This is a genomic window from Paraburkholderia bryophila (assembly GCF_013409255.1).
GTDB lineage: Bacteria > Pseudomonadota > Gammaproteobacteria > Burkholderiales > Burkholderiaceae > Paraburkholderia.
The window spans coordinates 4110926-4124431 of sequence record NZ_JACCAS010000001.1; the positions used below are offsets into that span (position 1 = coordinate 4110926).

General features: G+C 57.1%; 12 protein-coding genes. 7 read left to right on the top strand and 5 right to left on the bottom strand.

Features of this window, described 5'->3' with window-relative positions:
* The first annotated feature begins 581 nt into the window (after positions 1-581).
* Positions 582-1586 carry a peptidoglycan-binding domain-containing protein gene (locus GGD40_RS18490; RefSeq protein ID WP_373565339.1) on the top strand — a complete coding sequence of 335 codons (1005 nt, stop codon included), beginning with the start codon at positions 582-584 and terminating at the stop codon, positions 1584-1586.
* Positions 1587-2754: 1168 nt separating this feature from the next.
* Here GGD40_RS18490 and GGD40_RS18495 read toward each other — a convergent pair.
* Positions 2755-4062 (bottom strand): hypothetical protein, encoded by a 1308-nt coding sequence (locus GGD40_RS18495; protein ID WP_179744485.1) that lies wholly within the window; start codon positions 4060-4062, stop codon positions 2755-2757.
* 647 nt (positions 4063-4709) lie between these two features.
* On the opposite strand from GGD40_RS18495, the gene GGD40_RS18500 reads away from it, so the two are divergent.
* From GGD40_RS18500 to GGD40_RS18520, 5 genes are all read left to right on the top strand, one after another.
* Positions 4710-5579 carry a hypothetical protein gene (locus tag GGD40_RS18500; protein WP_179744486.1) on the top strand — a complete coding sequence of 290 codons (870 nt, stop codon included), beginning with the start codon at positions 4710-4712 and terminating at the stop codon, positions 5577-5579.
* 109 nt (positions 5580-5688) lie between these two features.
* The gene (locus GGD40_RS18505) at positions 5689-5991 is read left to right on the top strand and encodes a hypothetical protein (protein ID WP_179744487.1); all 303 of its coding nucleotides are present in this window, start codon (positions 5689-5691) and stop codon (positions 5989-5991) included.
* A 6-nt stretch (positions 5992-5997) separates the two neighbouring features.
* Positions 5998-6150, top strand: coding sequence for a hypothetical protein (locus GGD40_RS18510; RefSeq protein ID WP_179744488.1), 153 nt, complete (start codon positions 5998-6000; stop codon positions 6148-6150).
* Positions 6151-6629: 479 nt separating this feature from the next.
* Positions 6630-6935 carry a hypothetical protein gene (locus GGD40_RS18515; protein WP_179744489.1) on the top strand — a complete coding sequence of 102 codons (306 nt, stop codon included), beginning with the start codon at positions 6630-6632 and terminating at the stop codon, positions 6933-6935.
* Between the two features lie 411 nt (positions 6936-7346).
* The gene (locus GGD40_RS18520) at positions 7347-7646 is read left to right on the top strand and encodes a hypothetical protein (RefSeq protein ID WP_179744490.1); all 300 of its coding nucleotides are present in this window, start codon (positions 7347-7349) and stop codon (positions 7644-7646) included.
* A gap of 277 nt (positions 7647-7923) precedes the next feature.
* On the opposite strand, the gene GGD40_RS18525 is transcribed toward GGD40_RS18520, so the two are convergent.
* The gene (locus GGD40_RS18525; RefSeq protein WP_373565298.1) at positions 7924-9030 is read right to left on the bottom strand and encodes an IS5 family transposase; all 1107 of its coding nucleotides are present in this window, start codon (positions 9028-9030) and stop codon (positions 7924-7926) included.
* Here GGD40_RS18525 and GGD40_RS18530 point away from each other — a divergent pair.
* Positions 8984-9907 (top strand): hypothetical protein, encoded by a 924-nt coding sequence (locus tag GGD40_RS18530; protein ID WP_179744492.1) that lies wholly within the window; start codon positions 8984-8986, stop codon positions 9905-9907. The two genes, GGD40_RS18525 and GGD40_RS18530, sit on opposite strands and share 47 nt — an antisense overlap.
* Positions 9908-9946: 39 nt before the next feature.
* Here GGD40_RS18530 and GGD40_RS37370 read toward each other — a convergent pair whose 3' ends face one another.
* The 3 genes from GGD40_RS37370 to GGD40_RS18545 all read right to left on the bottom strand — a co-directional run bounded on the left by GGD40_RS37370 (position 9947) and on the right by GGD40_RS18545 (position 13300).
* Positions 9947-10132: a pirin-like C-terminal cupin domain-containing protein gene (locus tag GGD40_RS37370; RefSeq protein ID WP_179744493.1), complete on the bottom strand. Its 186-nt coding sequence runs from the start codon at positions 10130-10132 to the stop codon at positions 9947-9949.
* A 976-nt stretch (positions 10133-11108) separates the two neighbouring features.
* Positions 11109-12581 carry a hypothetical protein gene (locus GGD40_RS18540; RefSeq protein ID WP_179744494.1) on the bottom strand — a complete coding sequence of 491 codons (1473 nt, stop codon included), beginning with the start codon at positions 12579-12581 and terminating at the stop codon, positions 11109-11111.
* Positions 12582-13123: 542 nt separating this feature from the next.
* Positions 13124-13300: a hypothetical protein gene (locus GGD40_RS18545; protein ID WP_179744495.1), complete on the bottom strand. Its 177-nt coding sequence runs from the start codon at positions 13298-13300 to the stop codon at positions 13124-13126.
* Between the last annotated feature and the right edge of the window lie 206 nt (positions 13301-13506).

The following is a 13506-nucleotide window of genomic DNA, read 5'->3' on the forward strand; positions in this document are numbered from 1 at the left end:
TGCAGCGGGTCGATGCCGCTCGTTCGACATCGCTGGAATGGTCAACTACCTCTCGAGTCGTCCACGACTTCGGCTCGTACTCCGTCTTCAGGCAATGCAGCGGATGTCGCGGTAGCGGTAAAGTCTCTTGCAGCGGTTGTTCTGGGGGCGGCAAGCGAAGTTGTGGAGGATGCGGGGGCATCGGCTGGCGAAGTCGTGTCGTTACTCATACGCGGTGGAACGGTCGTCAGAATGAAACCTATTCTCAAACTGTAAGAGATACCTGCGGCTCTTGCGGAGGAGGAGGGCGAGTTGTCTGCACATACTGCGGTGGGTCGGGACGTCAGACATGCGGCGCATGTGCAGGGAACGGGTTCTTCACCGATATATCACGAGTTCAAGCCATCGCAAGACCTCGGTGGAGCGTTCCAACTCACACCGGCCTCGCGTCGGAGCTTCTTGTGAGAGCGCTTGTTGCCCGAGGACCTGCGGCTGCGAGCGCGCTCGTCCCGTTTGACCTTGCGGAAACGGGCTATAACCAGAACGACAACTGGGTCGTCCGGTACGAGGGGACCGCAGAGGTAGTGGAGCTCGGATTGGACGTGGTTGAGAGCAACTACATCGTAGCAGCCGTTGGTGCGAACGTGATTCCGATTACGACGCCCCCGGTCTTCGACCAACTATTGCAGCCGGAACTTAAATCAATCAACGGGTTGTACACCGTAAAAGGTAACCCTTCTAAGCTTAAACGCGAAGCGAAGAATCTCTTTACCATGTTTCGAGGCGTGCCGGTACTCGATAGCTGTCTGCAGGCAGTAGCTAGGCTGGGGAAAGGCGGGCGCTCCGAGCCTGGCTCGGCTATCACTGTCGTGGCTCAAGGATTCATATCGCCTGATGCAGCGAAATCGATTGGCGATGCGATGCTGCACGTGCTTGACAGGGTGTCTCCTGCGAATTCTCGAACGGCATGGGTGGTTGTCGGTGCGGTTCCTGTCTTTGGGGCATTTTTCGCCACCGCTAACAGCTTCAACGCGTTATCGCCCACCGCACATTGGTCGGCATTGATACCCCTAGCATCTGCGATGATGGGGTCGGTCCTGGCGGTGCTTCTGGTTTCACCCGCAGCATGGCTCCTCAGTGCGTTTGTCAGCCACCTGATGCGACTGAGGGTCCCACCGGAGTATCGACAGCGAGGTCGCAACTGGGCTCCTTTGAAGAAAGCATGTGGGTTGTCGCTCACTTCGTCTTTTGTAGGGGCGCTCTACGGTTTCGCCGGAGCAATGCACTGGGTGCCAAGCGTACGCGATTCGGCCGAACCCATAGTCACATATGCTATCGCGCACACTGCGCCTGGAACTGAGGTTAGCCAATACCTGACCCGACTCGTGACCTTCCAGACGAACGTGTCTCCGACAAGCGCTATGACAGAAAGCGAGACGGTGCGTGACGTGCAGCGCTATCTGATTGTGCATAATTATTTGCACGGCTTGCCGGACGGGAATATGGGGCCGCGCACAGTCTCTGCAATTGCCAAGTATGAGCGGCGTGAGCATCTGAATTCATGGATACCGGCTTCCGAACTTCTTGCGTACATGAGGCGGCACTGAACTGTTGAGCCCTAAGTCAGGCTGGCGGTAGGGGGCATTATGAGCCGCGTTAAGGCAGGCAGACGCTGCCAATGTAGCATCGGGGCAGTTTCGGCATTTTCGATTCGAGTCTCTTATGGTGGAGGTGGCGCCATATAGACCATCTGACGGCAGCTATTCAGGTCGTCGGCCTGAAGGTCTGCCGCTTAGCTCCGATGGCGCCCCGCGTGCTAGATTGACTCAGGAGTACCATTTGGGCCAAGTCCGAACCCGCCGCCGTCGTTGTCATCATCTGTACGAGCTGGCGCCGCCTCCATGACTCTCGGGGCCATCTTCGCCGGAGCGGCAGGCGCCAACGCCTTGCCTGCAGCTGCTGCCGGTGCCGGCTTGGCGCCGCGATTCGTTTTCGTTTTCGATTTGAAGAGCGCCTCAGGGTCTCCACCGGGCCCTGGGCCGAAGTCGCCGGGCGCGGTCGCACCCACACCTTCGACGGGCATACAGGCAGACTCGGGTTCGCCAGAAGGCCCCGGCCCAAAGTCGTTGATGGTTTGTGTCGCCCCGGCCAGCCCCCGAGGTTTGGCCACGTTGCCACTCGAGCCTGCCGCTGAACGCTTGCTCGTTGCAGGGCGTACAGGCGCCTTACGCATAGAGGCAGTACTCGCGGCTTTTGAAATGCTTTTGCCAGCGGTCAGCTTGTCTTGCTCGGCGGTCTCGGGCGCTGCCGACAACTTTCTCTTTGCCTCGGTCCGAGCGGGAGCAGGACTGCGGGAGGCAGGTTTGACCTTCGCAGGTGGTGATGGCCTCGATGTGGCAGCCGCTCCGCTCACTTGAGTTTTGGATGACTCAACTGGCTTTGCTGGAGCTTTCGAGAATGCCCGTGCGGTTGACTTTGCGGATACCTCAGGACCGGCCTTCGTCCGTGGGACGGATTTCGCCGTCTTGGTAGGCGTTGCCAGCTTCGTTGGTTTTTCCGCAGCAGGCTTGGCTTTTGACGGCGCTGTCTCCTTTGGTGCTGGAGCAGCCTTCGCACGCGACGCGGGCGTGGCCATCACAGTCGACTTCGCCTTGGCTCTAGATACCGTGCCTTTGGCCGTGCCGGATGTTTTGGCCGCCTTCGCGGGCTTTCTCAGGTTCGTTGGCATCGCATCCTCCGTGCAGCATCAGCTGTGTCTAGTGGGCAATAGTCCTTTCAGGTACCGGCGGAAGATGCAGCACCAGCCGCATTCGCGCCGGCCGCGGGTGGCTTGGGTTTGGAGGCTCCGCCTCCAGCGAAGAGTTCGAAGCCCCTGTATCCAATCACAACTGGCGATGCGAAGCGTCTGCTCATGATGACGCCAGTCCCATGTCCGTTGACAATCGAAATCTGTACGCCGGGAAACTGAAGAGGCGCAGTGTTATCGTTGCCCATTTGTTTGGCGAACTGGTTGAGCTGGGCAAGAAAGGCGGTGGCTTCGGCAATCGTTGGAGTCGATGCGGGTATCGCAGCATCGGCCGCCGGCTGATTTCCGGGCTTCGGTGCGCCGCTAGCCTCCGGCGCGCTCGCCGTTTTGGTGCCGCTTGCGGCCCCAGGGTTCAGGAATTTGTCAAATGCGCTCATTACTTTGGACTGGCTTGAACCGGCTGCGTAGTTCAGACCGACTGCAGCGGTACCGCCTGTCTCGCTGCTGTAGGTGATGCTCACATCGATGGCACGCGCTGCGTAGACCTCCGATACAACTTCAAGCGCCGGTGCAGCGCCGTTGGCGCAGAAGTTAGGGGAGTTGGCATCGAAGAGCTGCTTCACTGCGGCGATATCTCCCACGCCGCTCCTCTGTTCCAAGGCAAATTCAGTCCAAAGGTCAGAGTCCGGCAATCCGTAGGACTCGGTTTGTGGGACGGACACAGAAATATTCTGCGCGGAGTCGTAGCTTAGACCGGCTTGCGCCAAAACGGACGGGAACGGAATCAGAGCCGAGGCCTGCGCCTTGGTGACTGAAACCGAGAAGAACTCTGGCATCGATACTGGCATGAGCGCCTTAAGCTGGTTCCCTTCGAAGATACCAGCGGTTCTCACCGGTGGCGCGGGCAAAGCCTTAGGCGCTGCTGCCGGCGCTCTCGCTACCGGGGCTTTCACCTTCTTTTTAGGCGCCGCCGGGGCTGCCGCGGCCGCAACGTCGGAGGAGGCGGCTGCGGCTGGAGTGCTTACCGCTTGAGGAGCGGAGGCAAAAGGAATTACAGGCATTTGCACACGAGTCAGATAATACTTCGATAGCAACCCGGGCACTGCCGGTTTGCCGGCGGCGGCTGGCTGGTCGACGATGTTCATAAGCCTGCCAAGGAACATCGATTTGTGATTGCGTCGAGGCGGCTGTTCGATGGTCGACGGATTTGGCGCTGGAGGCGTGTCGGCGCTGATGTTGCAAACCATGTACAGGTCGCCAACCTGTACGTCTGCGCGAGGCGGGAACACGGGGAATATAGCGAACTGCCGCATCTGGTCGGACCACTGGTCGGACACGGTGTTCCGGGAGTTAAATCCCGGCTGCGCACAGCCCGCAAGAATGGAAGCCCCTGCCACGCCGACCTTAAGATGCCACCGCACGGTTGCTATCATTATCGCTCTCGCTCGAAGCAATACCGCGAAATTGTAGGAGACTGAGCAACAATGGATATGAGGTTTACTTCGGATAATGAAATAATTTTTGAATTTATGCGAATGCTTAATGGACTAGGCGTGGCAAGACACTTTCGGGAAAAAAGCCGCGAGCAACTGACCCACGCCAAAACAAAAATTCTTTCTCGGCGCGGTAATTGAAACAAGGCAGTTTGTGTGTGGGGTGAAATGAAAATACGGTAACCCCAGGAAGCCAGACCAGTGTTCGAGAATGGAAAGAGTCAGGTCCGGGAAGTCGTCTTTTCCTGTTTCAGGAAAACCCGCGTGTCACTGCGACTGGAGAAGGGTGGCAAATTTCCAAAGGTATTTTTTGCTTTAGAGGTCTACGGCCCTCTGCATCGGGAAAGAACCGCGTAGGCGTACTGCTTTGAACGTGGTAGCTTGAATGACGGTGGCGCATGGTATCTGCGGTCGTTTCGGTTCTTGTATTCATCGTTTTCTGGACTCAGGCCTGCGCGGTATATTCGCCGGCCTCGTTTCGGGGCAATCGAATGGCAGAATCTGAGCAACAGACTAAAGCAGCGGGACAGACAGGTGCCGGGCAAGACAGTACGCCAGCGGATAAGCCGTCGAAGCTAATCGCCTTCTTACCGGTGGCCCCAAAGTTGGGCTGGCTCATTTTCGCAATCTGTGCCTTCATCGCTCTATATCCTGGAATCCACGACGCGTTCCCCCGACTGCTAGAGCGGGTCCATTCCGTCAAACTTCCAGGTGATATCGAGTTCGCGTTCCAGGAGCTTGGTGAATCCGCAGAACATGCCTCTTCAGAGACGGCGGCCATGCTGACGGGAAGTGAGCTCAGTTCCCTTCAAAAGCGCGCGACGCTTCTACTACCAGCTCTGCAAGGTGTTCGCATTCTCTGGTTGGACAGCTATCCAGATGGCAACAGGGTCGAGGTCAAGCTATTCACCGCGCTGGGGCTGAAAGTCGATTATGTGAACTCGTTCGAGGATGCTTACGCCCACCTTCGGCGAGGACAATATGGCATCCTGATTACGAGCATCCGCGTGCCCGACCCTAGCTCGACCACGGGGTCCAACATATGTGGCGGTCAAGAGTTCCTCGACACGGTTTGTAGGGTGCCGTACGCTTCTAGCCGCGCGCCGGCCATCATCTATTCTTATGGTTTTTCGCAGGCTGAGGGTGTGCCACCGAGCGTATACGGCGTAGCCCGTAGCAGGGCGCAGCTCGTGCAGTTGGTCCTCGACATTGTCGAAAGAGGATTCCCTCAGGCAGAGTGTGCCAAAAGGTCTAACGACGCCGACCCTGAGCTCAAACCGACAAATTGTCCGGCGCGCAAAACGGGCACCGCCGCGCCGGGAGCTAAGTCCAAGGCAGCGGCCTCCCGGGGGCGCAATTAGTTCGTATCCATCGAATAAAGACACACAGGCCTCGCGTGGTGAGTTGCCACCGGTGCCACGCCCCCGGTCTTCATATGGTCCGGACGAGAGTGCATCAAATTCAGGTCCTTTGAAGCCAAATCTGTTCTGGCTGGTTCAGCTGATAGTTAGCCTTGCAATTGAGTGGTCGTTGGTGGTGTGCCTGCGCCGCAGTATCGCTCTCCTGGCGTTGACGATGGTTGCAAAACTCGTCGTCAGCGCGGTGTACTTATTGCTCTTTGTGCGCCACTCGCGCTGGCCACTTCCGCTTTGTGGTATCGGTGCAATAGAGTTATTTTCATATGTGTTACCGGAAAACGTCGAACGGCTGGGCTTTGCTTGCGAGTTTGAGGTCAACCAACCGAACCACGTAATGTGTTCGGTCAGGTCATGAACGACGATGGATAAACAATACAAACGCAGTATCAGCCGGCGCTTGCGCGTGGCCCTGCTGGCGGCAATTGCCGTCGGTTCAGCATCCGCATTAGCGGCGAGCTTCGACAGCGGTCATATGCGTCTGCCTGACGAAAAGGCGGTAGGGACGCAATCATGAAGCGACGCTAGAGCCGTGAGAGGCCCTCAACAGAATCAGGTCACGGGTCGAGACGATGCCAACACTGGTTTAACTCCTCAAGCTCGTCTTCAGGTATCGGTCTGACATCGATGCCACAATCGGTCAGCACTATGACTAGGTTTTCGCGACGCAAAACCGCGGACGCGTCTGCTTTCCTCAATGCATCACAAGCCGTAAAGAAGACCGTCCGGAGATGGACGGGACTATCCCGTATTGCGGGACTTTACTGTCGCAAATGGCTTTTACGCCGGGACGCTTAGGCGAATCGCTCATGCTCAACCTACACAAGCACCTCGAAGCATAGCCCGACACCTCACCTGACTGGCCGACATTGCCTGGCCACCTCTCCTTGAAGCTTGGCCCTAGCGGGCTTTTTACGTTTTGCGGTTTACCCTGATACGGCTAAAGTCGACGGCACGCCTAATCTTGAGGATGGCCAGGCACTTGGAGGAGGTAACGTGGCGCTGCCCAGAAACCTGCAACGTTTCAGAAAGCAGCTGGAAAAGTCGCTTGAAGCGGGCGAGCGACTGACCCGCTATGACCGTGCGCTCATTGCCGACCTGACGAAACTTGACGAACAGCTTGGTGATGGCACAGCTCTACCCGCACTCGCGCGCCTGGCGAACGACCCGATTTTCCGTTCCTCGTCCGCACGTTCACTAGGCCCACGAACTGAGGTTGGACCGCTACCGGTCAAGCGACATCAGAACCCCGTCGAGGGAATCTCGGTGTGTCCGACCTGCGGTCGTCCGCTGCACCCCTGAGGCGAACCCTGCGCGGTCAGCGCCCTACGGCCCCCTGCATTGAACGAAGGAGATGCGACCATGCTTCCACCCGAACTTGACAAGCTTCACAATGAGCTCGTGGCCAGCGCGGGACCGACCGTGAATGTCGACCGCGTAGCGTTGCTGAATGAACTCCTGCGTCTAGGCCCACAGCTTGATGGCGCCGTCCGTAACGGATTCTTACCCCCGGATATTTTCCTGTTTGAAGTGGGACCGCTTCCCGTCAAACATTGCCCGCATTGTGGAAAGGCCATCCCATGAGCGAGCCGCCTGACGCCTCCGCCAACGAGCCGCTCGACGGGGACGTTGCGCCGGACCCGGGCGACCCTCCAGCATCCACATTGAACGCTTCGCCCGACACGCATCTTCCTTACGAGGGCGACGCAGCGCGTGAATCCGACCAGGCGGCCGCTGGAAGGGAACAGGTCATCCTCCCGGACCCGGGAGCGCAGCAGCACCAGAAGCGCCGCGCTGCAAGCGACGACCGCGGGGGACCGCTTATGGGTCGCCGCACACCTGTCAGCTACGTCTCCGGTCTATACAGCCCGCGTCAAGGAAAGCGAAAAACAACGCCACCTGCCGCCGGCACGACAGCGCAAGCTCGTGCTGCCCGTACGCATCGCGCCATCGACGTCGGCGCAATTCATGACCGTAACGATGCAGGTGATGCTGGTGACATCGGGCAAATGACAATGCCAATTCAAGGCGCACCCGCAATATGCGCCTTCGTGGTCCAGGAGCATCCGACAAAGCGTTCGCGGCTTCTATTTTCGCCCAATCCCAACTTCAGAGGGCGCACCATTCCCCTAGCAGGCTGTTGAAAAGCGCCCCGTCATGAAGACGGGAGCAGTGTTCACGAGGCTTCCAAATGCGATGTGCTGCTGAATTGCGGGTTCGCACGGTGGTTTTTGTAGGCAATGCGCGTGCGCGCAGGCGGCGCGCCGTGCATTCGCCATGCCGTGGCGGCTCATCGCGTCGCTCCTTGCGGCACCACACCTGGCATTCGCGCCATGCGGGTCAGATTGCTCGCAACCATCGTCAGCTTGAAGTGCTGGTCGACTCGCCGGATGCCGCGATAGACCGTCTGCCGGATCCGACCGACGGTTTTACCCCAGCCGAAGTGCTCCTCGATACGCTTGCGGATGATCTGACTGGTCCGGTAGCCCGCATGCCGCGAAGTGCGCCCGTCGATTGCGCTGCCGCCCGAACGCTCATCGTTGCGCGCGACATGCGGTGTCACGTTGCGAGCGCGGCAATCGTTCACGAAGTCACGGGTGTCATACGCCTTGTCGGCACCGACTGTCTTCGCATGAGCGCCTGGCACGCAATCGAGCAATCGCAACGCGCTGGCCCGCTCGGCGAAACCATCCGCGTGACTAACCACGGCACCGACCACCAGCCCTGAGCGATTCTCCATCAGGATGTGCCCGTGGTAGCACAGGATGGCCGGGCTTTTGTGGCTCTTCTTGAACAATCGCGCCTCCGGATCAGTAGTCGACTCGTGCGTGGCATTGCTACGTCGCTCGCCTCTCCAGTCAGTATCGGCGTTGCGGCCACCGCCGGCGGGCGGACCATCCTCCGGGCCGTCCTTGCGGCGGAAGCTCTTGTGACTGGCCCACGCCTGAATCAGCGTGCCGTCCACCGAGAAATGGTCCCTCGACAACAAGCCCCGTTTGTCCGCCAGGCTCATGACTTCGGTGAAGAACGCTTCCACGACTTCATGCTCCAGCAACCGGTCTCGGTTCTTCGAGAACACCGAGTGGTCCCACACGGCGTCCTCAATCGCCAGCCCGACGAACCAGCGGAACAGCAGGTTGTAGCGCATCTGCTCCATCAGCATGCGCTCGCTGCGCACCGAGTAGAACACCTGCAACAGCAGCGCTCGCATCAGCTTCTCAGGTGCAATCGAGGCACGGCCAGTGTCCGCGTAGATGACGCTGAACAGCCCGTTGAGCCGTTTCAACGCATCATTCACCAGCACCCGGATCGGTCGCAACGGGTGATCTGCCGGGACGAAGTCCTCCAGCTTGACCGTCGTGAACAGGGTTTCCTGCATCTCATCCATTCCGCGCATCGCATCCGCTGCCAAAGATCATGAACACGATATCCATAACGCCCGTCCCTCAAACCCCGCTTACACGGGACCAAAATTCAACAGCCTGCTAGAGCAGGGTGAGTTACAACGAGCCTTCGACGTTACCCTGAACGTCGTACGCGCCGCCACCCACGACGAAGGCACCTTCCGCGACGATTTTGAACGCCTGCTGAACTACGCGCTGGTTATCTTTGGCGACAGCCCCGCGATGATGAGTTACGGCACAAAGTGGCTGGCGGACTTCCGGCAGGAGGTCCTTGACCGCGAGGGGCCTGCCATCAAGGACAAATATCTCCGGGACCTCGCCCGCGTGGCCTCGGTTGCGAGCGGCGGGCTACTTTTCATCGGTGTGGTCGTCCAACTGATAACCACGGTTTATCTTCGCGAGCTGGCGCCGTCCACGACCAACACGACCATCGCTCTGTCCGACAAGGTATCGTTCGACCTCTACACGGCACCCTTTCACATCGGCGTGGTACTGGCGGCCACCATGTGGGGTATCTGGTTGTCACGTTTCTGGAGTTGCTCGACGCTGGAATTCACGCAACTCAACATTATCGAAGCAGACATGCTCAAGCCATGGTCCCGCTTTCTCGGCTACGGTGTGACGGCCTTTTTTGCGATGCTGATTCTCCTCTCCGGCGTCGTCAGCTTCAATCTTGGTACGTTTTCCGCATTGCATGTTGGCGACAACATCGTGGTTGCACTCGTCGTAGGACTGGCACTTGGATTTCTTGACAAGGCGCTACCGGATTTCATCCGACGTCCGCTGGAGGCGGCCATGTCCGGCCAGCAGAAAAAGCCCGCGGCACACGCCGGCGCCGCGCACTCAGTTGAACATCACGACAGCACCTGAAGATGCGGCGGAACGTTCGTGGCACTGCCTTGATGCGGCTTACGTTGTTGCCACACTGAATTTCCTTGAATGGTAGTCGGCAACAGTCCGGTTCAGGTCTTCTGACGTGTTCATGACGAACGGACCGCACGCGACGATGGGCTCGTCAATCGGTTCAGCATGTCGAAACAGGACACGAGGAGTGTCATCGGCCACGTGCTCCAGCGTGAGGGTTCGGCTTGCCATTGGATACTGGCTCCCTCATTTGGTGCTGGTGGTCTCGGCGACACGTGACTAGAAATTGCGCCGACCGGTCGCAGTTGGGAATTGCGAAGCAGATGTGTAAGGGCCGCATCAGGTAGCGCGAATTGTGGTTCGACTCTGTGCCGCGGCGTGAGCGGCAGCCCGGAACCCGTTACAAGGCATGTGTCGGGCGCGTTAAGCCGCTCCTTCACGTTAATCGGCTGCAGTACGCTCATCCTAGGATATCGCAGGTGCCCTGGCTCAGACGGGAAAGAGGACTTGGAACAGCAAAAGATGGGGCGGGGGGCGACATGCTTGAGGCGCGGAAACCGTGAAGATGGCAAGGCGAGTTCTCGTGACCTTGCCCTCTCAGTTACGACTTGGCGGAGAGACATAAACCTGCGCCAGCCGGCGCGTCAACCGCTTAATCCGAGTTCCCTTCACCGCCCATCGTCCCCCTGTTTAGCAGACTGCCAGCTCCCAGCAGGGTTGCATAACCGACGTCACCACCGACGCGGAGGTGGCGGCACGAGACGCGCAGATTCCTGACGCCAGTTTCGTTCGGTTGCGCCGAACGATGGACCGCGTTGCTTGCGCGCAATCGCTGCTGGAATCAATGAGGGTGGAGAGCGTGGGGGGCGAAAGGCGGTCAGGCGGCGCGGAGCGCGGCAAGATGGCAAAGTGCGCCGAAGCGAGGGTGCGAATGCGGATGGGGGATGCGGTGGAGTTGCTGGCAAGGGAGGTGCGGCCGGAAGACTTTCCAGTCGGGACGGTGGCGAGGCTATGAGCATTCACATTGAATGCTAAGAACGAGGTGATGGTTTTAAATAATCGCATAACATCTAGAGCCAGAGGGCGAACTGCCCGCAGGCCCCCGACGCGCGACAGGGGCGGACCATAAGCCTCGCTGAAATTGAACGCGTAACTGAGGGCTTGGGGGTTGATGCCAGCGAACCATCTCTATCCAGCTGGCATAGGCCTAAACCGTTGCCGTCTTTGTTAAAAACTTAATATCCACAAAATCGCGCCAAGCTTCGAGCGCGACGTCTAAGTCACCTACAATTTTTTCGCCAAGGTCTTTCGACACCGTCAAAATAATCTTTCCATCGTCACAAGATAGTCCCACATCAATTCCCTGCACAGGCGAACGTGTACGCGAATCGTAAACAAAGTAGCGGTCCCAGTCTTGAATACAATCAACCAAGATACCAAGGTAGGTAAGTGGCTCTTCTTGTAGCGACAATTTACCGCCCACTACGCCAGGACTCCACGCCCCCTTCCGTTGCTGAATATTGTGCAGCGCTGCAGAGGCAGACGCCCAAATCAGTCCTTTCCACCAATACTCATAGTCGTATCTGACTGCGACGTCTCCTTCTCGAACCTCTAATCGAGTGGCGGTAGACTTCGCAGAGTACTCGCTATTGTCGTCATTTAATTTATCAAAATTCGCAAAAAGGTTATAAAAGAATGTTGCGATTTTAAGCTGTAGCAAGCCACTACAGACGCCATGGTCCAATACTCGAATATCGAAACCAGGCATTCCTTTCGTAACGTATTGTAAGAACGCTTTCTCGAGTTTTGTGATACGGTGCGCCGCATCCTCTTGACCAAACTCATTGAAATGCGCTCTCCACAAATCGAACGCGTCGCTAGGAAGTCGAAGTTCTTTGGGTTTCTTTCGCTGACGTTGGCCTCTGGCCGTCACGCGCAGCTCTTCCGAAACCCTGCTCGATAAGTTATCTAAGGACCCAAGTGAGCGCAAATAAATCGCAATTCGAGACAAGGATGCTTCTCGAGGTAACTCGGGCATCTCAATAAGTTCACGTAATTTTTTTTGCGAATGCGTCGAAGTCTCGCCCGTTTCAATCCAAAACGCCATGTTGAAATATTCATCAGCAGTTTTCAACCCAATTTCTGCCTGGGCACTTTGGTTTCCAGTTTCCATGTTCGTTATCGAACCTTCAAATAGGTAGCCGATGTCATGAAGTAAACTGGTGTATTGCCAGGCATGGCCGAAGAACTGTTCATATGAAAATTTCTCTGGAGCTTCAGAATCCCATTCTCGCTTCTCGATGGCACCATTGATTGCAGTCTTGATTCCTTGCGAGTGAGCGTAAAAGAACCATCCCAGAAGCCAGTTGTTAAGTGTGTGTGCTGTATGGTCACGCTGCTTCTGATAATCCATGCCGCGCGTCGCCTCTCGCTTCCAAACACCTTCCCGAAACATTTCGAAGTCCTCGAGGTCTGCGATTTTCAATATTCGATGGGTACAGTCCAACGCTTTATTTACCCTGACCTGGTCCATCGTCGAACGTAAGAATAGCTGCAGTTCATCTTGAAGAGTGGGAAGCGGTTCTTGCTCTTCATTTTTCTTTTCCAGAGCTACATAGTCGGCCAAGCCTGTTCCGCTCTTTCCCACAAAATCAAGTAGCGTTTCGATTGCGTTAGGCATAGTGTGTATTGAGCCGAAATTCCAAAATATAAATTGGATGGGTCGAATCTATCGCCCATGGCGAACCTTCCACATGCAAAAGTCCCCTCTTCGCCGCCTGACAGCTTGGAATCCACGCATTGAATGCCGCGTTCACTTTCGGTCGCTTCGCAAGTGAGTCAATAATTCCCACCCCTTGGGACGACGCGTGGGTTACCACGAATGCATGATGTGCCACGACCCTTTGTCTTAACAATTCACAGTTGGCTGTTACTAGCACGGCAGGTTGACTTTCAAGTCTTCGTTGCAATATTGAACCCAGGGCTGCGACTGAGTGCACCCGACATTTTTTCACCTCAACCTTGATGTCTCCGACCACAGTTTCGAGCGTTTGTCGAAGTGTCTCGTGGTCAGGCGGCCGCCAGCCTCGACGACGCGCTCCGAATATACGCATAGCAACCGGCTTTGACGTTGGGATACCCCACAACGACAAAGTTACGGCCGCCGAATACACGGCGCAGAAGTTCGACCTAATCTGTTGCTTTATAAACGCGCCACGCGCGTCAGTGCTTGGCAAGCGCTGCTCCGAAGCCGCCGATACCCATGGCCCTTTTCGCCGCAACTTTCTTTGCAGGCGCAGCTTTTTTAGCAGCGACCTTCTTGGCCGGCGCGGCTTTTTTAGCAGGAGCAGCCTTCTTCGCCGCGACTTTTTTTACGGCCGCTTTTTTTGCAACTGTCATGGTCGTCCTTAGTTTGCGAATAACACTACCTACGGGAGAGGTATCCTCATGGGCCCAAAATTGAAGCGTTAGAACTCTCGCCACCGATGCAACTGCGCTTTTCTCCTGCAAGAATAATGGACGAAAAAGTGTGCTAATACAATCCTACCCGCGGTTCTCACTTCTGCGCACTTTATCCGCATCGGCGAGCGCCCGCGAAGACAAAA

Excerpts from the sequence above, each read along its gene's own strand:
- GGD40_RS18540 (WP_179744494.1), bottom strand. The coding sequence starts at position 12,581 with ATGCCTAACGCAATCGAAACGCTACTTGATTTTGTGGGAAAGAGCGGA.
- GGD40_RS18545 (WP_179744495.1), bottom strand. The coding sequence starts at position 13,300 with ATGACAGTTGCAAAAAAAGCGGCCGTAAAAAAAGTCGCGGCGAAGAAG.
- GGD40_RS37370 (WP_179744493.1), bottom strand. The coding sequence starts at position 10,132 with ATGGCAAGCCGAACCCTCACGCTGGAGCACGTGGCCGATGACACTCCT.
- GGD40_RS18510 (WP_179744488.1), top strand. The coding sequence starts at position 5,998 with ATGGATAAACAATACAAACGCAGTATCAGCCGGCGCTTGCGCGTGGCC.
- GGD40_RS18500 (WP_179744486.1), top strand. The coding sequence starts at position 4,710 with ATGGCAGAATCTGAGCAACAGACTAAAGCAGCGGGACAGACAGGTGCC.
- GGD40_RS18525 (WP_373565298.1), bottom strand. The coding sequence starts at position 9,030 with ATGCGCGGAATGGATGAGATGCAGGAAACCCTGTTCACGACGGTCAAG.